Origin of the sequence: Okeania sp. KiyG1 (genome assembly GCF_014132355.1) — a bacterium.
Lineage (GTDB): Bacteria > Cyanobacteriota > Cyanobacteriia > Cyanobacteriales > Microcoleaceae > Okeania.
The window spans coordinates 1-23,483 of the sequence record NZ_BLZO01000046.1; the positions used below are offsets into that span (position 1 = coordinate 1).

A 23,483-nucleotide genomic window follows, 5' to 3' on the forward strand; every position below is an offset into this window, starting at 1 on the left:
AAAGCTTCATAAATTGGTGCCAAAACCACAACCCGGGAACAAGCAGAACATTTTTGTCCGCTATAACCAAAAGCAGAATACACCACACCAGCAACTGCTTGGTCTAAGTCTGAACTCTCATCAACAATAATCGCATTCTTACCACCCATCTCAGCAATCACCCGCTTCAAATGTTTTTGTCCTGGTCGCAAAATTGCCGCCTCAGCATAAATTCGACAACCAACTTCCTGAGACCCAGTAAAAGTAATACTATTAACATCTGGATGCTTCACCATAAAATCACCCACTGTCGAACCTTTTCCTGGCACAAACTGGAATACTCCCTTGGGAAAACCAGCTTCTACTAATATTTCAGCAATCTTGGAAGCAATAACTGATGAAACTTCTGCTGGTTTCAACAAAGTACAGTTTCCAGTCACCAAAGATGAAACAGTCATTCCTGTAGGAATAGCTAGAGGAAAATTCCAAGGCGAAATAACCAAAGAAATACCACGAGGTTGATAATAATAACGGTCTGTTTCGCCAGCTACATCATATTTATAACCTTGGTCTAACCTTTCCATTTCGTCAGCATAGTAGCGACAAAAATCAATTGCCTCAGAAACTTCCGCATTACATTGGTTGAGGGGTTTCCCAACTTCTAATACCATCCACGCTGAAAGTTCGTGACGGCGTTTTTCCATTAAGTCCGCCGCTTTTCGCAATATCCCCGCTCGCTCTGTAACTGGTGTTTTCCGCCAACTAGGAAATGCTGCTTTAGCTGCTTTAATTGCTTTTTCTGCTTGTTCTACAGAAATTAAACCAATTTTCCCGACTACCTCTTTCGGGTTTGATGGGTTAACAGAATCTACTATTTGCTCGGTCTGTATATATTCGCCGTCGATCAACGGGAGAAATGTTTTGCCTAACTCTAGTCGTACTTGAGCAATAGCATTATAAGCTTGTTGTCGTTGAGCAGCATCAGCATAGTCGCTATCAGCAGCATTAGGAAAAACAGGTTTAACAATATCGTGAATTGTTGTTTTGCCGTTAGTGATGGGAGGCGCTAACAATTCTTCAACAGGAACATTTTCTGAACTTTGTCTGAGGAATGAACTGTTAGCTGTATTTTCCAGGAGACGACGAATTAAATATGCCATTCCTGGTAGTAGGTCGCCGTAGGGACAGTAAACTCTGATGCGATAACCTTTGTCCACTAATGCTTTAGCTATTTGGTCCCCCATACCGTAGAGAACTTGCATCTCGAAGCAACGTTTAGGTACTTTTAATGCTTCAGCAATAGCGATCGCTCTTGCCTGAGAACGAACGTTATGACTACCGATAGCTGAATAGATATATTGATGATTTTCTAACATCATCTGAGTCAGCTTTTCAAAATTGGCATCGGTTTCTGGTTTATTGTTGAAAACTGGTTGCGGCCAGTCGTGTTGTAAAGCTGTGATGCTTTCTTGGTCCCAATATGCACCTTTAACCAGTCGAACGGTGACAGGATAACCCCGGAGTTTTGCCCAGTCAATAATTCCTTGCAAGTCTTTTCCGCTATCCCGCAGATATGCTTGGATAGTAACGCCGATGTCAGTGCGGTTGCGGAATTCTTCCTCCATCAATAGTTCTTTGAGGATAGCTATAGTTAGGTCTTTGTAGCTATATTGTTCCATGTCAAAGTGAACTGCTACACCTAGTTCTTTGGCACGTCGGAGTAAGGTACGGATGCGTCCGCTCACTCGTTCCTGACTACCCCTAGCATCTAGGGGGTCAAACTGGGAATAAAATGCTGTAAGTTTTACTGATACCTGCACTCGTGATAGTTGTTCGCCTTCTGCTTCGTCTATTTGAGGTACTGATGACCAATTTTTAGCAGCTTGGGTTAGTTGGGTTATCAGTTCTAGATAACGGTCTAAATATGATTGTGCTTCAGTTTCAGTAATTACTGCCTCTCCTAGTAAGTCTACGGTGAAGCACATTTTTTCTTTCCGTAGTTTTTCTAGGGTTTTGATTATCTGCTTGATGTTTTCCCCGGCAATGTATTTATGGGCGAGAGTTTCGACTGCGGGTGCAACGGTGGTAGCTGCCAGTTGACCGGGTACTGAGTCTGGGTTGGCAAAGTTGAGGAGTTTTTTGAGAGCTTCTGGCAATTCAACTTCTTCGGTAGTCAGGTATTCTTGGAGGTGAGCAGCTATTTCTGGTTTACTGTGTAATGCTGGCAAACAGTCAATAAAGCGAAATAGTTGTACTCGCAAACCAGGGTTCGCCATTGCCCAGTCCAGGAGTTTATCATCCCACCGCATTTGATTTTGCAGTTGTCCTAACCAGGAACGGTTTTTTTCTTGAGTTGCTGCCAAGAGTTGTTTTGCTATTTCTTGGGTTTGAGTTTCGTAGTTGCTATTAGGTATTTGTGCGACCATTTTTTTTAAAAAAGTTTGGTTAAATAAATTGGGATTATGTATCGGATTAGTTTAGGTTTCTAGCACTAATTTTTTTTGAAGTTAGTGTTTGTCCAAGGCTATTTCCGTTACGTTATAGTTCATAAAAATATAGTCAAATATGACATATCCTTATTTCGCAGGTGTCACCCTAACTGGGTGAACTACAACACCCTCGCTTCCCATAGTCAAAAACATTTGGGACTGCTTTTTTCATAATGTTTAGAGCACCGTTCACATCAGCATTGATTAACCCAATGCTTGCGGTACGATACAAACCTATGCATGATTCTTTTTCCAGAAAATGTGACATGATTTTTCTCACCTTTGTTGTACACTGGAATCAAATCATTATCTATAAAACTTGATGCGGAGGTATAAGATTCTTCTGTAATAATTACATCTATACCTACCATTTTAGCTTTATAAGATAACATTTCTATTAATCTCTTATACGGAACAGATACAAAATTTTGATTGTTTCTTTTTCCTAAGTTGATTTTCTGCTTCCAGTCTTCATTGTGCCCTATTATCAATGTTCCTATTTTCTGATTAATTAGAGTATCAATAATCAAACGAGATGCTTTATGGAGATAATCATTGATTTTAAATTCTCTTTTATTGCAAAGTTTTTCAGCTTCTTACTTGATTGATTTTCCCCGAGTTGAGACTGTAGAAAGCTTTTAATTTTATTATAGTATTGATTTATAGATTTTAACGGTCTGCCATTTATCAAGAGCGGTTTCATTTCGGCTTGATTAAAACTTAATGTAGCTAAATTGTTTAATCCTATATCAATACTGGCGCAACGATTTTTCTCTAGCTTGTATTGTTTTTCAGTGGCTTCATAAATCACCTCTATTACATAATGATTAAGTCTAGGGACGAGACGAACTTGTTTAATTTGTGAAGTAGGTACTAATGTTTTTAGATAAATCCCAGTTTTACTCGGATTAATAATTCCTTGTTTTAATTGCCTCTTACTTATGGCTTGTGTGGTATAAACTACAATATTTCTTCCCGTTATTTTATTTTTATATCCAGGAAGACGAGGACGAGATTTAAACTTTGATGGATTCTTTAGATAAACTTCGTTTGCTGCTAAAAAGCTTTTCCAGTTTCTATCTAAAATCATCAATATTTGTTGAGAGACTTTAGCTGGCATTGCTTGATAGTCTGGTTGGGTAGAGAGTGTTTTTTGCAGGTCATAATAGGATAGATTTATCTTTTCAAATATAAAAGACTGACGGACTAAGTAATTAGCATGAGTTTAAGAGATTTTTCGACAAAAAACACAGTCGGTCTATTTCAGGATAAAACCGATGATTTTTTTAATAATATATCTCTCAACTAATCTCATAAATCAAGGGGTTAAAATTATATTCGGCAAATTTTGGCAAATTTCACTGTTCCACTATCCCCTCATCTCCCGTTCTCCCGCTTATCCTTAATCTACAATACTTTGAAACAGCCCTGCCGAGTAAAAGGGGGGAGGAAGAGGGGAATATTGGTTCAAAGATATAAGGTTTTTTATAACTGATTATCCGAACATTATATTATTTAAATATTATCATTTAATCTGATAATATATTTTGTAATATTTTGTAGGAAAAGTTAAAAAAAGCACTATCATTATTATTAGACATCTCCAGAAAAGAGGCAGTAGGTAGTAGAGGGAAATAATTGATAATTTCTGTGTGATAATTGATTTTATTTTTTATTATTTGGAGATGTCTATTACACATCTAGTGGCAATTACACATATAGATGATTTTTTGTGTTTTTTTCAGAAATTTTCTTGGCTGTTGCCTTCCGGAGTTGTTGTCTACTTCTGCAAAAATTCTATTCTTTTAATCTGACAATATATTTTGTAAGAAAAGTTTCAAAAAATAACTATAATTATTATTAGACATCTCCAGAAAAGAGGCAGTAGGTAGTAGAGGGAAATAATTGATAATTTCTGTGTGATAATTGATTTTATTTTTATTATTTGGAGATGTCTATTACACATCTAGTGGAAATTAAACATATAGATGATTTTTTGTGTTTTTTTCAGAAATTTTCTTGGCTGTTGCCTTCCGGAGTTGTTGCCTACTTCTGCAAAAATTCTATTCTTTTAATCTGACAATATATTTTGTAAGAAAAGTTTCAAAAAATAACTATAATTATTATTAGACATCTCCAGAAAAGAGGCAGTAGGTAGTAGAGGGAAATAATTGATAATTTCTGTGTGATAATTGATTTTATTTTTTATTATTTGGAGATGTCTATTACACATCTAGTGGAAATTAAACATATAGATGATTTTTGTGTTTTTTTCAGAAATTTTCTTGGCTGTTGCCTTCCGGAGTTGTTGCCTACTTCTGCAAAAATTCTATTCTTTTAATCTGACAATATATTTTGTAAGAAAAGTTTCAAAAAATAACTATAATTATTATTAGACATCTCCAGAAAAGAGGCAGTAGGTAGTAGAGGGAAATAATTGATAATTTCTGTGTGATAATTGATTTTATTTTTTATTATTTGGAGATGTCTATTACACATCTAGTGGAAATTAAACATATAGATGATTTTTGTGTTTTTTCAGAAATTTTCTTGGCTGTTGCCTTCCGGAGTTGTTGTCTACTTCTGCAAAAATTCTATTCTTTTCCGAAAATGATATTATATAGAATCCGGGTAATTTGTTATAGTATCGCTTAGGAGTCAGGAGTCAGTCCTCAGGAGTCAGGATAAAGAAAGGATTAATGAGCATGAATTTTTCAATTCATATTTATTATTAACATCTGTAAGTTGAGGAAGTAATTTTGCGATTATTGTATAACCGGATTTTATATTAGACATCTGATGATAATCAAATATAAAATCAATTATCGCATAGAAATTATCAATTATTTCCCCCTACTCCTTACCGAAAAATTATGGTTTAAAGCCTCCCCTTTTAAGGGGATAATAAATAAAAATTTTCATTATTAGTCAATCCTCTTCTTTTCAAGGAGAGGTAATAATTAATTATTAATTATTAATTATTAATTGTTGAATCCCTCTAAAAGAGGAAATGTCTATTGCAATAACCGACGAACTTTTCCATAACTGATGTAAGATTTACCATCAGCAGATTCTCGCACTTCATCAACCACATATAATACTCCTTCAGCCCGAATATTGCGGGGAAAACGAATATTAAAATCGGGATTATATCCATCCGAAACAACTCTTGCTCTGAGCTTACTTTTTTCTTTAATGCACTGAATTAAAACCCCATTCCCCACAGTATCAACAGTTTCCAAATCTTCCCATCCTCCTGTTGCTTTAGCTGCTGCCAAATTTTGAGATTTAGCCTTTTCAGTAGTTACTGCTTTTTCTTGACCAGGTTCAACCAAGCGACGAATCTTACCAGTAGCACGGTAAAAACTACCATTAGCTGAAAGTTTAATCTCATCTACAACATAAGTAACCCCTTCTTGACGAATTCCACGGGGAAACTGAACATTAAATTCAGAATTATATCCTTCTGAAATTACACGCACTCGTAGTTTTCCACCCTCTCGAAAACATTTGGCTAAAACACCACCGTCACCAGTAGAAACCGCTTCCAAACTATCTGCATTTCCAGCAGTAGAACCTCGTAATTTCAAATCATCGCGACTCCGGTTCAGAGTTTGATATGATTGGTCCCGCATTTCTTTGCGACTAGCACTATCTAATTTGCGGTTTTCAATGCGTTGAGCATAATATTCTAATTGGGCAATTTCCTCAGCAACTTCAAATATTTCATTTAATAACTTGCTCTTGAGTTCGTCAACCTGAGAACGTAATACTTCAGCAGCTTCTTTATACTGTCCTCGATCTGCCATAGCGATCGCTTCATTTTTCAGGCGAGCTATTTTCAGTTGACTGGTCTGTTCGAGTACCGACATATCAGCTTCGGTACAACTTGCTTCTTCCGCAGAACCCACTGTTATTGCAACGGGAATTTGTTCTGATACCTTTTTAATTTTGTCATCAGTAGTCGTTTGATACTGATACTCTATAGTCGCAATACTTAAGGGACCGGGATTTTTTTGCGGAGGAATTGATAGTTGTAGAGCTAACTGTTTCGCTTCAATTTGATAGACATCCCCTAATAAAATTTCCGATGCTTTTCCCTGAGTAGTTGACTGATACTTATTCAACACTTCAGAAATCTGCACTGATGCTTCTGGACGTATGGTTACTGTGAGATTTTCTGCCACAACAGAAGTCAAACTTTCTAACTCGATGCGGAAAACATCAACTGCGTCATCTGGAGATTGAATAAAATAAAAATTTCCACCAGCAGCATCTGCTATATCGATCAGCAAGTCTTCATTAAAGTTAGTTCCAAACCCCAAAGTTGTCGTGATAATTCCCCGTTCCGCTTGTTGTTTAGCAGTTTTTGTTAAAGCTTGAGGGTTGGTAATTCCTCTGTTAGCTTTACCATCAGTCAGCAGGAGGACGCGGTTCAGTCGCTCCTCAGTTTTTTGAGATTTAACGCATTCGCAACCCATCAACCAACCACCACTCAGATTCGTACAACCTCCCGCTCTAATTCGATTTATTTGAGCAGAAATTTTGGCTTTGTCTGCTGCTGTCTGTGGGGGTAATATCGTTTCTGCGCTGTCATCATAGATAACAACAGAGACAATATCATCAGGGTTGAGGGACTCAACCAACTTTTGAGCAGCCTTAATTGCATAACGTAGAGGTTGACCTGCCATTGAACCGGAGCGGTCTATAACCAAGCTCAAGTTTAGCGAACGACGGTTAGATGCTTGGACTTGTTCTTCAGCATTGAAATTGAGAATTAAGTCGAGTGTTGTTTCAGTATCAATGGCAATTAGAGAGTGGGAAAGAGAATAATTTGCTTTCATTAGTTTTTAACTCTTTGAAACTGTCGATCGTGTAATACTCACATCTTGCATAAATTCAGTATAGCACTAGACAAAATATTCCTTTTCTACTAATGCGTATGTCGCAATAATACAATGTAATATAAATGTAATTCGGAAATTGGTGGATAAACCTAGAGCGATCGCTTAATTTAGATTCCTTCTCTACTAATGCGTATGTCGCAATAATACAATGTAATATAAATGTAGTTCGGAAATTGGTAGAGAAACCTAGAGCGATCGCTTAATTCAGATTCTTTTTCTACTAATGCGTATGTCGCAATAATACAATGTAATATAAATGTAGTTCATAAATTGGTAGAGAAACATAGAGCGATCGCTTAATTCAGATTCTTTTTCTACTAATGCGTATGTCGCAATAATACAATGTAATATAAATGTAGTTCGGAAATTGGTAGAGAAACCTAGAGCGATCGCTGAATTTAGATTCCTTTTCTACTAATGCGTATGTCGCAATAATACAATGTAATATAAATGTAGTTCGGAAATTGGTAGAGAAACCTAGAGCGATCGCTTAATTTAGATTCCTTCTCTACTAATGCGTATGTCGCAATAATACAATGTAATATAAATGTAGTTCGGAAATTGGTTGAGATAATGGAGCGATCGCTTAATTTAAATTCCTTTTCTACTAATGCGTATGTCGCAATAATACAATGTAATATAAATGTAGTTCAGAAATTGGTTGAGATAATGGAGCGATCGCTTAATTTAAATTCCTTCTCTACTAATGCGTATGTCGCAATAATACAATGTAATATAAATGTAGTTCAGAAATTGGTTGAGATAATGGAGCGATCGCTTAATTCAGATTCCTTTTCTACTAATGCGTATGTCGCAATAATACAATGTAATATAAATGTAGTTCAGAAATTGGTTGAGATAATGGAGCGATCGCTTAATTTAGATTCCTTTTCTACTAATGCGTATGTCGCAATAATACAATGTAATATAAATGTATTTCAAAAATTGGTAGAGAAACATAGAGCGATCGCTTAATTTAAATTCCTTCTCTACTAATGCGTATGTCGCAATAATACAATGTAATATAAATGTAGTTCAGAAATTGGTGGATAAACCTAGAGCGATCGCTTGATTCAGATATAAAAATCTTGATGAGAAATAGATGGGGGATGGGGAGTTGGGTGTATTGAAATATTTTCAATTATAGCAGTCGAAACAAAGGGAACGGACATTTATAAAGCCTCAAACGAGCGTCAGCGATTACTTTTAACTTTTGACTGTAATGAAGTGGTCTGACATTCTGGAGGGGCTGTGTGCGGAAGTAATTCCGCACAGTAGGCGCCCCGTACCTCAGAATTACGCACTCGATGCATGACTTTTGACTTGCGCGGAGCGCTATATTGCCTAATTCCCATGTTTGCCTCTCAAATTTTGACTTTTGACGCGGGTATTGGAAAACTGACAAATATTTGGCAACAGTAAAGTAGATAATAACTAGGGTTTGCTGAAAAGTCTTATAGTTGAGGATAGAATTCGGAATTTAGAATTCAGAATTCTGAATTCGGAATTTAGAATTCAGAATTTAGAGGAGTTAGGAGGAAGAAATATCCCTCGATTTTTCTATCCTTATCTACTCAAAACTCTCACTTTTTTAGCTTCCTATACCGAAAACCTTGCACCTTTTTTCACTCTAAAAATCCTCAAATATTTACAAATAAAGGCTTTGACAGTTAATCAGCAAGCCCTAACTACACAAGTTAATTCAGAGGTGAAATCAAAATGCAATTATCACAACGTCTAGCTCCCCTAAGCTTTAATGTATTTGCCGATATGGACCGGGCAAAAGCATTAGCAAAAGCAGCAGGACAAAATTTGATAGATTTGTCTCTGGGGTCTTCTGACTTACCAGCGCCTTCCCATGCTCTAGAAGCGATCGCTCAATCTTTGTCAGACTCCACTACTCATGGCTATTCCTTATTTTCTAGCACTCAAGCTTTTCGGCAGACAGCAGCTCAGTGGTATACCGATAAATTTGACATTCCAGTAGACCCAGAAACTGAAGTTTTACCTCTAATTGGTTCCCAGGAAGGTACAGCTCATTTACCCTTGGCTATACTTAATCCTGGTGATTTTGCTTTACTGCAAGACCCTTGTTATCCTTCTCATAGTGGTGGGGTGTTTTTAGCAGGGGGTCAGGTTTACCCAATGCCTTTATTGGCAGAAAATGGATTTTTACCTGTTTTGGCAGATATACCTCAAGCTGTCTTATCTCAGGCAAAAATGATGGTTTTGAGTTATCCTCATAATCCCACAACGGCGATCGCTCCTTTATCTTTTCTCCAAGAAACTGTTGCTTTTTGCCAAAAACATAATTTAGTCTTAGTTCACGATGCTCCATATTTAGACTTTGTTTTTAATACCTTTTCTCAAGCACCCGAAAAACAATCTATCGCTCCTTCTATTTTTCAAGCAGACCCAGAAAAAAGTGTTTCTATAGAATTTTTTACTATGTCAAAATCTTATAGCATGGGAGGTTTCCGAGTAGGTTACGCCATTGGTAATGCTGAATTAATTCAAGCTTTGCGACAAGTAAAGGCTTGTATTGATTTTAACCAGTATCAGGGCATTCTCAATGGAGCGATCGCTGCTTTAACTGGCCCTCAAGAGGTAGTTAGAAAAACTGTGGACATTTTTCGCCAACGTCGGGATGTATTTGTTGGGGCATTACATCAAATTGGTTGGCCTGTGCCCACTCCATCGGCCACTATGTATGTTTGGGCTAAACTACCAGAAGCATGGGCTAAGAATTCTGTGGGGTTCTGTGTGGACTTAGTGAAAAATACTGGGGTAGCAGTGGCCCCAGGAGCAGGTTTTGGAAAGGCTGGAGAGGGATATGTGAGGTTTGCTTTGGTTCATAACTCTGAGATTTTGTCAAGGGCTGTGGAGAATATCTCAGTATTTTTACGGAAATAATGTTTTGTGCTGCTGTTAATGCATATAGTTGCGTTAAATTAAAAGTTAGTCAAAGTGAGTATTTCCTAAGAATACTCTGGGGAAATACTCACTTTAATTTTTAAGTTTTTTTAAATGGGAAAAATGATTATTTATAGAAGTAATTAATTAGGGTTTGCTGATTAAATCTAAAAGCACTGAGATATAAAGCTAGAGCGCATTTTTTAGTAAAAAAAAGTCCAAGCTTAATGGTCATAATGGTTCAAAAAATTAGCATTTTAAGCTCATAGTTGCGCAGAATAATCCCTCGATCATTCTTCCTCCTACCTCCTCTATAATTCCCATTTATCCTGTATCCTGTCTTCCCCTCCCCTCCTGGGAGGGGCTAGGGGTGGGTTTTCTCCTGTCTCCTGCCCTTACCCATAAGACTTTTTCAGCAAACCCTAATTAATTGATTATATGGAGTATCATTTTTGTATTGATAATGATTTCCGTAGAAATGCATAAGTATTTTCTAGTAGTTTTTTGAATACTAAGTTTTACTAAAATTTTATATAAAAATAGCCTAGAAATATAGACATTCGGTAATAAAACTGCTTATAATCAGTTTAAGCAAAAAGAAAAAGCTTAAATGACTGGCAAACAAGATAAAAGCTAACTAAAGGTGCATTGTTATACAAAAGAGTCAACAAGAATCATCAGTTTAAGTGATTTGAAACACACAAAACATCTTGTTACCTATGCTTTGATAAACATAATAGATAAATTTCAATTTTACCAGTCACTTATATTTTTCAATCTAGCTAACTATTACAACACACAAATTAAATTAAGGAAACAAAAATTATGGCAGGAAGATTCAATAAATTCGCGATCGCTACTTCTGTAGCAAGTATGACAGCTTTAGTAGGCGCTCCTGCATTGGCGGCAAGTCTGGCAAATCCTGTAGTTAACGGTCAACACCTTACCTATGGATCTGATGGAAATACAACATTTTTAGTAGGTAACGATGCTACTAACTGGGGAGCGGCTCTTTCTGGAGACGGTAATATTGAGTTAGCTGGTCAGGGTAGCAGCCCAGATGCTACTGGTTTCGGGACATTTAACACTATGGCATGGATGGGAGGTCCAGCCTACATTAATCAGTCTGCCACTACATTAACAGGAACTCTTGATGGTACAACATACACCTTTAGCAGTCTAACCTACGATGATTGGTATGGAGGTCCTATTGATGGTTACAGTAACTTTGCTGAAAAATGGATGACTGAAGCTTGGAACGATACTAGCACAGGAGTTCAAAATTTCTTTACCAGCGAAGGTGCTGCTGATGTTAATGCTGCTTTATTTGGAATTGCTGCAGAAGGTCATTCTTTCTTCAGAAGAATTAGTGACCCTAATATTGCTTACGTTAATAACGATGGTGGTATCTTCAACCTCGGTTTAGCAGGTCACTACGATCACGAAAGCGGTTTTAAATTTAGTGAAGTAGTGAAAGTAACTGATAGTGATGGAATTACTCAATTCCTTTATGGTTTTGGTCAAGCAGATGCTTCTGGAGTATATGAAGAGGGCGATGGTGTTTCCCATTCTGGTTTGTATAACCTTTCCATTGTAGAAGGTGGAGGGATTCTTTCAGAGGAGGAGGTTCCCGAACCTTCTACTGTTTTAGGTCTAATGGCTATCGGTGGTTTAGTTGCTGCTACTAAGCGCAAATCTCAAAAGTAAAACCTTTAAAATAGTCAGGACTTACGCATAACCTCCATATCTAGTAGGGGGGATTTCCGTTCCGGAATGCTCCGCCAACGGAAATCCCCCATACAGCAGTAGGGAGAAAGAATTGATAATTTCTGTGTGAGAATTGATTTTATTTTGGATTTTTGGAGATATCTATTGTCATAAATATTAGAGGGCGGGTAATGAAACAGCCCTGCTACCTAAGGAAGGGGGTTGGGGGGTTAGGTTTTTTTTACCTAAAATTTTAGCTTATATCAAATCCGGTAGCATCGGTGTTATTCAGTATTTAAAGAGTAGGGGCGAATGGTATTCGCCCTATATTGTAGGGGCGAATGGCATTTGCTGGCGCAAAGCTCCGCTTTATATGTCGCGGAGCGTTAACGGAGTTATGCGACAGCAAAACGCCCCTAACCATTGTATGACGACGACAGAATTATATTGCTCCGAAGCCAACGGATTTGATATTAGACGCGCTACTACTTATACTCAATGTCATTGCGAATGGAGCGCAATAAAGCAATCTCAATAGCTTGGGAGTTTTTTCCCCAGGTCATTCTCTGCAAACGTTACACTGGCAGTGACAGAATTAAGGTCATACTATACAAATATTCAATAATCATAAAAAAACCCCCTTTTTTCAGGAGGAGTAACAATAGTTTATTACCGAATAATTAATAATTAATAATTAGGGTTTGCTGAAAAAGTCTTATGGGTAAGAGTAGGAGACAGCTATACTGGAGACAGGAGACAACCCACCCCTAACCCCGACCGTGGAGGGGAGAAATGGGAATGAGCGAGGAGGTAGTCGGAAAAATTGTCCCTCAATTTTTCTGCCATAATCATCCCAAAATACTAGCTTCTTGCAGCTTTTTCCACCGAAAAGCTGGTACTTTTTTCAACAAAAAAAACGCTCAAGTCAATAGCAGTCAATACGCGCGAGAATTAATCAGCAAGCCCTAATTATTAATTAAATAATTCAGGTAAAAATCCTCAGCGTAGCTTCCCGAAGGGTGGGATGGCGTTTTGCTCCGCAACATATAAAGCGGAGCGGCTCTGTCAAGAGCTGGTCTCCTAGCCATATCCATGAGACCAAGAGAGAAAAAATTTTCCTTTTATTCAATCCTCTTCCTTTTAGGTAGAGGTAATTATCAATTATCCATTATCAATTATCAATTATTGAACAGGTGACTTATGTTGCTTTTACCCTTGAGATAACCAACTGATTTGTAATTCGTTTTTCTGTGGTGCTAATGTTGAAGGGAGATTAATATAGCTTTTACCTGCAATAACGGATTTTAAACCATTGTTGCAAGCAACAACTTTTTGGTTAGGAAGAGTAGCAAATGCAGGACAGCTTCCATAAGTACAAGCACTAGCTGCTAAATAAGCATCGTAATCATTGTTTTGCACACATTCTGCCCAATTTTGAGGATCTGTTCCAGAACCAGCACACTTCAATGTATTTACCATACCAATGGCCTTAATAGCACAACCTGCATCAACAGTACAACCATTTTTTGAATATACTCCTAAACCACTGGGTGCTGTATTAGAGTCATAGGCATCTCCAGCATACAAATCATCAACTTTATCTGGGTCTTGAAGCAATTCAAAGGTGCTTACATTTAATTTACCAGCTATTTCATTAGTGACGTTAAATTGTTCTTCGCTCAGAGTAACTTCACCATTAAACAGATCGGCTAAGTCATTATCTTCTCCAAAAATTGGCAAGGCTTGTGCTGGTGCCGCTCCTAAAATACCCGCAGCCAACACAGATAATCCAGCGATCGCTGTTAGTAACTTTTTCATAGTTATATCTCTCCTGAAATTGAATAGTTAAGTGACGTTCTCCTACATCAAATCAAAGATTATGATGTAGGGTTCCCAACCTCACGGATAGGGATTTCTGTTTCACAGGGAGTGCAACCACTTAACCCTCCGCAGACAGAGACGATGAGACCCACCGCCTTTTTGTACTAAGGAGCCATGTAAGAATAAGTTGTACAAATTTTATCTGGGATAAATTGTGAAATATAGTTTCCATTAAAAAAACTGTTCAAGTTATTTTTACACGACTACTAAACAATTCTGTACTCCAGAAAGTTCCGAGTTTTACCTTTTCACGGGTTGACGCTTAACTTCTGAATTGAACCCCATACTCGCTATTTGTTTTCATGTTTCTCTCAGGTGCGTACTACCGCTACTCCTGATATAATCAGAATAACACAAAAAAAAGCACACAATGCAAGAAAGTAAGTGGATGCTACGCGGTTTATTTGTTGGTTGGCAATTGCTCTCCCGTTAAAATTTTTGGCGTTGCTGGTTCTGGGTATGATTTTGCCCCCCTAGCCCCCCAAAATTGGGGGGAATAAAACTCTAAAAGTCCCCCAAACTTGGGGGATGCGCGGGGGCGAAGGCGAGAACCAAACAATCGCACATTCATACTTCAATTCAGCAACGCCAAATTTTTATAACGGGAGACCCCTTGCCGACATCAAAGTTAGAAATATTTACAGTATCAGTGTTATTACTTTAGATTTTTGGTGAATTTAAGTAAAAAAATATACTAAGTTTACCAGGCTTATATAAATTCAACTTTGAGGTTAGTCATATAAAGTTATTAATCAGTCAAGGTTTAAAGCATATTTAAACTGTTTTACCTTTTGGTATAACTTAGACTTTTTATATTCTTATTTATATACTAGCTATATCTCCATGTATCGTCAATAGGATAAATATGAAGATACAGCAAAGATTTCAAATCTGTTTACTAAGTATAATTTGGTAGACTGAAGTCTTGTTGATGATTTCCCGATCGAAGGATGAATATCCCATCATTTCGTTAAGTTAGTAAAAAAAATGAAATACTAGATTAGTAACGTTTCTATCTCTGATGATAGCTAGGATAGATTCAAAGGCAGACAACCACCATAAGTAAGTAAAATTAACCATGAAAGGGACTAACACCAATCCAATACCCATTCAAGCGGCCCAATTTCTCAAACTGGCGGGTCTGATATTAATACTCTTCACTTTGCTTAACTACATTCTATTACTATTTCCTTTAAACCTGGGGGATGTGGAATGGCGATTAAGATTCACAACCCAGATAGTCAATCAAGGGATTGTGCCAATTCTGGGAATCGCCCTAATGTTTTCTGCTTATGGCTTTGAAGACATCCTGGGCCTGTCGAAAGCACAACCAAAAATTGGCTGGAACAACTTGAAATTTTGGGTTTGTCTAATTTCCTTATTTTTTGGGATTATCTTTCTATTATTAATTCCTTTGCATATTACCAGTGCTGTTGCGGGTAGTAATCAGGCCATCGAAAAGGTAAATCAAGATGCTGCCGACGCTCAGAAGCAGTTAGAAGAACGTCTTTCACAACAGCAAGCTCAAATCACAGGTTTGCTCGAGAGTAATCAAAGAATAGAAGATTTTGTGGGGGATGTAGAACTTACGGAAGAGCAGTTAGCAAATTTGGAGAGGTTTAAAAATAATCCAGGAGTTCTCAAAACTCAAACAGAAGCTATTAAGGAGAAACTGACAAAACAGATAGAAGCCAGAAAACAAAGAGCGGAGCAAAGATCGCAATTGGGAGCCTTGAAATCTAGCATCAGAATTGGTCTTAGTAGCCTACTATTAGCAAGCTGTTACTTGACTATTGGTTGGAGCGGTATTAAAGGGAGTAAGCCTAGAAGAGTTCGCTAATACCAGTTCCCATGCATTAATGTTATACTTCAGTTATACTTCAACAGTCAAATATTTACCAAGATTCAAAGTCTTTTTTTGACAATTATTTAGTCGGTTAGTATAAATTTTTCCTACTTTTAACCCCTCACCCCACCTCCCACACTTCCCACACTTCCCCTCCCAGGAGGGGTTATATCAAATCCGTTTAATTCGGCACGTAAAAATGTTTCATCTTCAACGATTACCAAATATTTCTCCATCCCCCATCCCCCCATCCTCCCATCTCCCCATCCCCCCATCTCCCCATCTCCCCATCCCCCCATCTCCCCATCCCCCCATCCTCCCATCTCCCCATCCCCCATCTCCCCATCCCCCCATCTCCCCATCTAATTACACCGATGCTACCGGATTTGATATTAGGGGTGGGTCCCCACCGAATCATACATAGCATTCTTGCGTGAGAAATGGTATAAGTAGGGGGCAGGTTCTGTCATTGATTTTCCGGTTAAACAGCCATAGAATGGTTAAGTTAGGAGGAGTCAGGAGTTGTAGGGGCGATTCGCGTAATTAGGAGCATTCCGGAACGGAAATCGCCCGTACAGGAGTCAGGAGGAGAAAGAATTACAAATATGAGCGTAGTTATGACGATTGAAGAATTTTTTTATGTCCAATTAAACGGATTTGATATCATTCCATAATATGCAATCCCTAATTAGGGCTTGCTGAATAAATCTCAAAGCATTTACAGGTAAAGGTTTTAGACTTTTTAGGTCTGAAATACCTTGGTTTTCAGCCCTTCATACTCAAAAAGTTAGTATTTTGGGCGAGAGTTGGGCAAAAAAATACTCCCCTACTCCCCTTTTCCCCTCCCAGGAGGGGTTAGGGGTGGGTCCCCTACTCCTTAAAAAAGACTTTTTCAGCAAACCCTAATTAACTAAACCTGCCCCAAATCCATGAATAAATATTGTGCAATTAATAATAATGATGGGGGTAGGTTTATGACATTAATTGTCGGGTCTCGTAATTTAACGGATGAACCCACCCCTACGAGTTAATTTTTATGATTATTAATCATATTCCCTATTCCTTTGATATTAAATTGTTTCGGAAATGAAAATATATTTTCAGTATAAATTTCATCATTACACCAATTAATTGGATTGTTAAAAATATACTCTCTAATATTATTTAATGATGTTTCATTTCTGATAATATGTTCATAATATCCTCTTTGCCATACCGAAACACCTTTAATTGTTCGCAACTGATTAATTCTACGGGCTGAAAATGTTTTCAAACCTCTGATTATTTCAGGCAAACCATGCCTTTTGTGATGTTTATTATCATCTGTTATTTCAATAATCCCATGAATATGATTAGGCATGATCATAAAAGCATCAAGATTAATATAAGGATAAATTTTTGTTAGATTAAACCAGTTAAAATTAACAACTTTGCCATAGCTGTTTAAAATCATTTTATGATTATCAATAACCCCTAATAAACATTCTCTTTGCCAAATACAAATAGTCACAAAATAAAAACCATTTTGACTATAATCATATCCTTTTAAACGGATTGATTGACGATTATGAAGATTAGGATTATATTTCATAGATTTGTACAAAAAAATTATATGACAAATTATACAAATTGTAGGGGCTGGTTCCGTCATTAATTTTGATGATGATAATGGAATTAACTAAACCTGCCCCATACCGTTAATTATAGATTTATACAAAAAAATTATATGACAAATTATACAAGTTGTAGGGGCTGGTTCCGTCATTAATTTTGATGATGATAATGGAATTAACTAAACCTGCCCCATATCGTTAATTATAGATTTATACAAAAAATTATATGACAAATTATACAAGTTGTAGGGGCTGGTTCCGTCATTAATTTTGATGATGATAATGGAATTAACTAAACCTGCCCCATATCGTTAATTATAGATTTATACAAAAAAATTATATGACAAATTATACAAGTTGTAGGGGCTGGTTCCGTCATTAATTTTGATGATGATAATGGAATTAACTAAACCTGCCCCATATCGTTAATTATAGATTTATACAAAAAATTATATGACAAATTATACAAGTTGTAGGGGCTGGTTCCGTCATTAATTTTGATGATGATAATGGAATTAACTAAACCTGCCCCATACCGTTAATTATTGTACCTTATATTAAAAGCATTAGATTATTGGGTTGGGGGCGGGTTTTCTGAATAATTTGTTACACCGTTAACTTGAGGCGGAACCCGCCCCTACTGAGGAACCCGCCCCTACTGCGGAACTTGACCCTACTGTTGCCACATTTGGGGGTTGGGGGCGGGTTTTCTGAATAATTTGTTACACCGTTAACTTGAGGCGGAACCCGCCCCTACTGCGGAACCCGCCCCTACTGTTGCCACATTTGGGGGTTGGGGGCGGGTTTATCTAAACAATTTGTTACACCGTTAACTTGAGGCGGAACCCGCCCCTACTGCGGAACCCGCCCCTACTGCGGAACCCGCCCCTACTGTTGCCACATTTGGGGGTTGGGGGCGGGTTTATCTAAACAATTTGTTACACCGTTAACTTGAGGCGGAACCCGCCCCTACTGCGGAACCCGCCCCTACTGTTGCCACATTTGGGGGTTGGGGGCGGGTTTATCTAAACAATTTGTTACACCGTTAACTTGAGGCGGAACCCGCCCCTACTGCGGAACCCGCCCCTACTGTTGCCACATTTGGGGGTTGGGGGCGGGTTTATCTAAACAATTTGTTACACCGTTAACTTGAGGCGGAACCCGCCCCTACTGCGGAACCCGCCCCTACTGCGGAACCCGCCCCTACTGTTGCCACATTTGGGGGTTGGGGGCGGGTTTATCTAAACAATTTGTTACACCGTTAACTTGAGGCGGAACCCGCCCCTACTGCCGAACCCGCCCCTACTGTTGCCACATTTGGGGGTTGGGGGCGGGTTTATCTAAACAATTTGTTACACCGTTAACTTGAGGCGGAACCCGCCCCTACTGCCGAACCCGCCCCTACTGTTGCCACATTTGGGGGTTGGGGGCGGGTTTATCTAAACAATTTGTTACACCGTTAACTTGAGGCGGAACCCGCCCCTACTGCGGAACCCGCCCCTACTGCGGAACCCGCCCCTACTGTTGCCACATTTGGGGTTGGGGGCGGGTTTATCTAAACAATTTGTTACACCGTTAACTTGAGGCGGAACCCGCCCCTACTGCCGAACCCGCCCCTACTGTTGCCACATTTGGGGGTTGGGGGCGGGTTTATCTAAACAATTTGTTACACCGTTAACTTGAGGCGGAACCCGCCCCTACTGCGGAACCCGCCCCTACTGCCGAACCCGCCCCTACTGCCGAACCCGCCCCTACTGCCGAACCCGCCCCTACTGCCGAACCCGCCCCTACTGTTGCCACATTTGGGGTTGGGGGCGGGTTTATCTAAACAATTTGTTACACCGTTAACTTGAGGCGGAACCCGCCCCTACTGCCGAACCCGCCCCTACTGCCGAACCCGCCCCTACTGCTTTTGTTGTTCTATTTTCAAGGCATTAATAACTTTTTCATACTCCACTTTAACCTGAGAAAAAATCTCTATTGCTTCTGCTGGAGTAGAATTTCCTGACTCATCAACTAAACGAGCCATAATTTCTAATTCTTGACAAATTTTATAAAGAGCCATTGCCCCCAGAGTACCACTAATAGATTTGAGAGAATGAGCAGCATTTTTAAGTATAAGTGGATCGGCTTGATTAATGGCAATATTGATATTCTCTAGAAGTTCGGGAGAAGTTTCTAAATAAATATCTATGACTTCATCTAGAGCTTCTACTTCTCTCAACCCTTCTATTACTTTACTCTCAAGAATAGTCTGTTCTGTAAAAATATGATTATCGTCTTGAGCGGTTGCTGGAGATAAATTTGATTGTGGGAAAGTCAATATTTCCTTTCCTTCTGACGCAACAGACTTAGCTTTACTCAAAGCTTCTATAAGTTGCTCCATTTTTATTGGTTTACTAATATAATCATCCATTCCCGCAGCTATACATTCTTCGCGATCGCCCTGCATAGCATTAGCTGTCATAGCAATAATTCGAGGTCTTGGTTGAGAAACTGTTTCAGAATGTTTTGTGGCATTTTCATATTCTTGTCGAATGCGACGAGCAGCTTTTAAGCCATCCATCAAAGGCATCTGTACATCCATCAAAACCACATCATAAGGCACGCTAAACACAGCCTCTAAAACTTCTAAACCATTACTAACTACATCAGCACGATATCCCATGCGTTGTAAAATTTGCAAAGCTACTTTTTGATTAACTAAATGGTCATCTGCTAATAATATTCGCAGCGGTAATTGCTTTGCTAATAAAGGAATAGTTTGAGAATTCCATTTACTATTATTGTTTGTGATTCTAATTTCAATACCTTTACCAGAAAAAATATTTAGTAATACTTCATAAAGCTGAGATTGTTTAACAGGTTTATTAATAATAGCTGCAAATAATTGATGAGAAAGATTTATTTCTTGCCTACCGAAAGAAGTCAAAATTACTAAAGGTAAATCCTGATAATTTGGATTTTGACGAATTGTCTTTGCCAAAGTCAAACCATCAATTTTTGGCATCTGCATATCTATAATTGCTAGATCGAATTTGTGATTTTTAGCTATTAAATCTAAAGCATGAGTAGCATTTTCAGCAGTGCTAACTATCATGCCCCAGGATTCAGTTTGTTTCAACAAAATTTTTCTATTTGTACTATTATCATCAACTATTAGTATTCTTTTATCTATTAATTTATCTTGATTGTTATCTAAATAATTAGTTTTAATTAATTTATCTTTGACAGTTTGAACGCTACATTCTGCGACTATTGTAAAATTAAAACTTGAACCCGATCTTTCGTTGACATACTCTAATTTTTCATCTAAAAGTTTATAGCCTGCTGGGGGATTACCTGCAACTCCACCCATACTTTCAACCCACATCTGACCACCCATCATTTCAGCTAATTTTTTACTAATAACTAATCCTAAACCTGTACCCCCATATTCCCGACTTGTAGAAGAATCAACTTGACTAAAAGACTTAAATAAACGATTCATACGAGTGGCAGGAATACCAATACCTGTATCTCTGACTGAAAATTGTATTTCATATACGGGAAAAATATCACAACTATTAAATTCTGAGTAATTTTTTGCTCTTAAATTATCTTTTTCTTTTGGGTTTAATACTCCGCCGTCTACAGGGTGTTGAAAATTGGTTGAAGTTTGAGTCCCCATCCACTTATTCCTTATTACTCCTTCTTCCTCCTTATTCCTTCTTTCCTCGTTCTTTTCTCTTTCTTCCTCCTTTCCTCTTCCTTCTTCCTCCTTCCCTCTTCCTTCTTCCTTCTTCCTTCTTCCTTCTTCAAGTATTTCTACCCTTCTGCTACTAACAGAAACTAATACCTCACCATGAGAGGTAAATTTCACAGCATTACTCAAGAGATTAACTAAAATTTGACGTACCCTAGTAATATCTCCGATAATAGTAGTTGGAGTTTCTGGAGCGATGAAATAGACAAGTTCTAAATTCTTTTCACTAGCTTTTGCTGCTAACAAGTTAATAGATTCTTCTAGACAATTTTGTAAATCAAAAGGATTAGCTTCTAAATCTAGTTTTTCAGATTCTATTTTTGAGAAATCAAGTATATCATTAATGAGTGTAAGTAAGGCATCACCACTACTACGAATAGTCTCAACAAAATCTTTTTGATCTGTTTTGAGAGGAGTATCTAATAGTAAACCAGTCATGCCAATAACTGCATTCATTGGAGTTCTAATTTCATGACTCATAGTAGCTAAAAATTCACTTTTTGCTCTAGTAGCAGCGAGTGCTTCATCTCTAGCTTTTGCTAAATCATTAGCAGTTTTTTGACGTTCTAATTCTCCACCTATCCACTGAGCCATTAGTTTTAATAACTCTTTATCTACGGCTTTAAAAGGTTCATTCAGAGCTTGAGGACTCCAGAAATTTAGAGTACCATAAACTGAGCCTCCTACTACAACTGAGGTTCCCATATAAGCGTCGATTTGAAAAGCCATATTTACTGTGATACAAAAACCTGAATATTGAATAGATTCAAAACATATTGGCTCTTCTGCTATTGCTGCAAAAATAAATGTTTTTTCTAAGTCAAATTCTTCTCCTTTCAAAATAGAATTATCGGGAGTTTTAGCTGCAATAATAGTATATTTATTATCTTCAATTCTAGATAAGACTCCTATTTCCAGGCCGAACTTTTTACAGCCCATTTCTAATAATTTTTGGAGGCGGTTGTTAAAACAGGAAATTGTAGAGTTATCTTGATTTGTACCTTGACAAGGAGTAGAAGTTATTTCATACAATCTCCGAATAGCTGCTTCACTTTCTTGTAATTCTTGTTCTCTTTGTTTACGGTCAGAAATATCACGAGAAACTGCAATAATTTCTTGTACTTTCCCCGTCTCAGGATCGCGAATTGTACGAGCGGTGGTTTCAAACCAAACATATTTACCTTCTTGACAAAGGAGGCGGTAGGCAATAGTGTAAGTTACCGGATTGTTAATAATAGTGTGATAAGCTTTGGCAATTGCTTTAATATCTTCAGGTGCAAAAAACTCTTTTGGATGAGTACCAACAATTTCTAATGGAGAATATCCCATCAGGTTGCGACAAGCGGGGGATACATAAAGGAAAACCCCATCCGGAGAGTGACGAGAAATCATATCAGTGGAGTTTTCTGCCATTAGTCTATAGCGTTCTTCGCTATCTTGAGATTCAAATTGAGAATTTTGTAAGCCTTCTAGCATTTTATTCATAGTCTGAGCAAGGCTTGACAACTCGTCATCCCCTGGCATTGGTACGCGCATTGAAAGGTCTCCACTAGAAGCTATTTGATTGACTATTTTGTTGAATTGTGAAATACGAGAGACTAACAATTTTGCTCTGACTGCAAGCATAACGATCCCAAAAACTAGACCTACTATTATCAATGAAAGAATAAAGTAAGTCCAAAACCATAGACTGTGGTAGCGCATAATCAGGAAAGGCAAAGGGCAGAATACAGAAGCGAGTGCGTAATTATGAGGTCTCCTCAGAATGTAAGACGCACTCAAGACAGGCAGAAGAGAATTCTGGCTCCTGCCCTCTGTCCCCTGCCTTGTACCTTCGTTCATAGCATTAGATTCTAGTTTATTCTCATCAACTAACTTTTTTGATAAGGCAAATATCCTCTCCTGTTTTGCCCTTACAGATAAATCAGGTATCTCATCATCTAATCTATTTAATGTCCTTGCTACATCTAGACAAACGTAATCTCCTGCCAAATTTTGGAAACCATAAAACAACATAATTGATGCTGTAATACACAAGACCACTATCAAACTAGCGATCGCCGTACTAATAACTATTAATGTTTTTTGACGAAGTTTCATCGGGTCTTTCACTATTGCTCCTATGCAGCAAACCACTACAAACTCATGACTCTGGTTGGAGTATCAGAATTACAAATTAGTGATTTGCTTTTCCCTAATGGTTACTACTGGCGTGACACACCTAAAACCGTGTAATAAATTTTTGTTTCTAGTGGTCTGTCAGCTTTGAATTGATGGGTTGAGACGAGCAGGGAGAGCATAAAAGACAGAGGTTACAGAGGAAGATTAACCCATCAAAACTAACTTGACAGACCACTAGGTGTCTTTATCTCCCCATCTCCCCATCTCCCCATCTCCTCATCT

Annotated in this window: 13 protein-coding genes; 4 read left to right on the forward strand and 9 right to left on the reverse strand. The window is 38.0% G+C overall.

Going from position 1 to position 23,483, the window contains the following annotated elements; translation table 11 throughout:
- The 4 genes from SAGCYANO_RS08450 to SAGCYANO_RS08465 all read right to left on the reverse strand — a co-directional run.
- Positions 1-2,405, reverse strand: a 2,405-nt coding sequence (locus SAGCYANO_RS08450; protein WP_202219667.1) for a proline dehydrogenase family protein, incomplete at its 3' end; no start/stop codon positions are given.
- Positions 2,406-2,662: 257 nt separating this feature from the next.
- Complete coding sequence (locus tag SAGCYANO_RS08455; RefSeq protein ID WP_202219668.1) at positions 2,663-2,998, reverse strand: IS200/IS605 family accessory protein TnpB-related protein; 336 nt, start codon at positions 2,996-2,998, stop codon at positions 2,663-2,665.
- Positions 2,995-3,588 carry a transposase gene (locus SAGCYANO_RS08460; RefSeq protein WP_202219669.1) on the reverse strand — a complete coding sequence of 198 codons (594 nt, stop codon included), beginning with the start codon at positions 3,586-3,588 and terminating at the stop codon, positions 2,995-2,997. The genes SAGCYANO_RS08455 and SAGCYANO_RS08460 overlap by 4 nt, the downstream gene beginning before the upstream one ends.
- A gap of 1,894 nt (positions 3,589-5,482) precedes the next feature.
- Positions 5,483-7,312 carry a VWA domain-containing protein gene (locus tag SAGCYANO_RS08465; RefSeq protein WP_202219670.1) on the reverse strand — a complete coding sequence of 610 codons (1,830 nt, stop codon included), beginning with the start codon at positions 7,310-7,312 and terminating at the stop codon, positions 5,483-5,485.
- Positions 7,313-7,936: 624 nt separating this feature from the next.
- Here SAGCYANO_RS08465 and SAGCYANO_RS08470 point away from each other — a divergent pair.
- The 3 genes from SAGCYANO_RS08470 (at position 7,937) to SAGCYANO_RS08480 (ending at position 11,995) form a co-directional block, all read left to right on the forward strand.
- Complete coding sequence (locus SAGCYANO_RS08470; protein ID WP_202219671.1) at positions 7,937-8,350, forward strand: hypothetical protein; 414 nt, start codon at positions 7,937-7,939, stop codon at positions 8,348-8,350.
- Positions 8,351-9,094: 744 nt separating this feature from the next.
- On the forward strand, positions 9,095-10,288 hold the full coding sequence (locus tag SAGCYANO_RS08475; RefSeq protein WP_202219672.1) for an LL-diaminopimelate aminotransferase: 1,194 nt from the start codon (positions 9,095-9,097) through the stop codon (positions 10,286-10,288).
- 825 nt (positions 10,289-11,113) lie between these two features.
- Positions 11,114-11,995: an NF038130 family PEP-CTERM protein gene (locus SAGCYANO_RS08480; protein WP_202219673.1), complete on the forward strand. Its 882-nt coding sequence runs from the start codon at positions 11,114-11,116 to the stop codon at positions 11,993-11,995.
- A gap of 1,209 nt (positions 11,996-13,204) precedes the next feature.
- Here the strand turns inward: SAGCYANO_RS08480 and SAGCYANO_RS08485 are convergent.
- On the reverse strand, positions 13,205-13,813 hold the full coding sequence (locus SAGCYANO_RS08485; protein ID WP_202219674.1) for a hypothetical protein: 609 nt from the start codon (positions 13,811-13,813) through the stop codon (positions 13,205-13,207).
- 1,141 nt (positions 13,814-14,954) lie between these two features.
- Between SAGCYANO_RS08485 and SAGCYANO_RS08490 the strand changes: the two genes are divergently transcribed.
- Positions 14,955-15,716, forward strand: a complete 762-nt coding sequence (locus tag SAGCYANO_RS08490; protein WP_202219675.1) for an HpsJ family protein — start codon at positions 14,955-14,957, stop codon at positions 15,714-15,716.
- Between the two features lie 223 nt (positions 15,717-15,939).
- Here the strand turns inward: SAGCYANO_RS08490 and SAGCYANO_RS44405 are convergent, their stop codons facing one another.
- The 4 genes from SAGCYANO_RS44405 to SAGCYANO_RS08505 all read right to left on the reverse strand — a co-directional run bounded on the left by SAGCYANO_RS44405 (position 15,940) and on the right by SAGCYANO_RS08505 (position 23,180).
- Positions 15,940-16,140: an isopentenyl pyrophosphate isomerase gene (locus SAGCYANO_RS44405; RefSeq protein WP_237395969.1), complete on the reverse strand. Its 201-nt coding sequence runs from the start codon at positions 16,138-16,140 to the stop codon at positions 15,940-15,942.
- Between the two features lie 609 nt (positions 16,141-16,749).
- Entirely contained in the window at positions 16,750-17,313 is a 564-nt protein-coding gene (locus SAGCYANO_RS08500) for a transposase (protein WP_202219677.1), read from the reverse strand.
- A 1,696-nt stretch (positions 17,314-19,009) separates the two neighbouring features.
- Complete coding sequence (locus SAGCYANO_RS47415) at positions 19,010-19,135, reverse strand: hypothetical protein (protein WP_255502499.1); 126 nt, start codon at positions 19,133-19,135, stop codon at positions 19,010-19,012.
- A 103-nt stretch (positions 19,136-19,238) separates the two neighbouring features.
- The gene (locus SAGCYANO_RS08505) at positions 19,239-23,180 is read right to left on the reverse strand and encodes a response regulator (protein WP_202219678.1); all 3,942 of its coding nucleotides are present in this window, start codon (positions 23,178-23,180) and stop codon (positions 19,239-19,241) included.
- Between the last annotated feature and the right edge of the window lie 303 nt (positions 23,181-23,483).

Excerpts from the sequence above, each read along its gene's own strand:
- SAGCYANO_RS08460 (WP_202219669.1), bottom strand. The coding sequence starts at position 3,588 with ATGCCAGCTAAAGTCTCTCAACAAATATTGATGATTTTAGATAGAAAC.
- SAGCYANO_RS08465 (WP_202219670.1), bottom strand. The coding sequence starts at position 7,312 with ATGAAAGCAAATTATTCTCTTTCCCACTCTCTAATTGCCATTGATACT.
- SAGCYANO_RS08475 (WP_202219672.1), top strand. The coding sequence starts at position 9,095 with ATGCAATTATCACAACGTCTAGCTCCCCTAAGCTTTAATGTATTTGCC.
- SAGCYANO_RS08480 (WP_202219673.1), top strand. The coding sequence starts at position 11,114 with ATGGCAGGAAGATTCAATAAATTCGCGATCGCTACTTCTGTAGCAAGT.
- SAGCYANO_RS08485 (WP_202219674.1), bottom strand. The coding sequence starts at position 13,813 with ATGAAAAAGTTACTAACAGCGATCGCTGGATTATCTGTGTTGGCTGCG.
- SAGCYANO_RS08490 (WP_202219675.1), top strand. The coding sequence starts at position 14,955 with ATGAAAGGGACTAACACCAATCCAATACCCATTCAAGCGGCCCAATTT.
- SAGCYANO_RS44405 (WP_237395969.1), bottom strand. The coding sequence starts at position 16,140 with ATGATTCGGTGGGGACCCACCCCTAATATCAAATCCGGTAGCATCGGT.
- SAGCYANO_RS08500 (WP_202219677.1), bottom strand. The coding sequence starts at position 17,313 with ATGAAATATAATCCTAATCTTCATAATCGTCAATCAATCCGTTTAAAA.
- SAGCYANO_RS08505 (WP_202219678.1), bottom strand. The coding sequence starts at position 23,180 with ATGAAACTTCGTCAAAAAACATTAATAGTTATTAGTACGGCGATCGCT.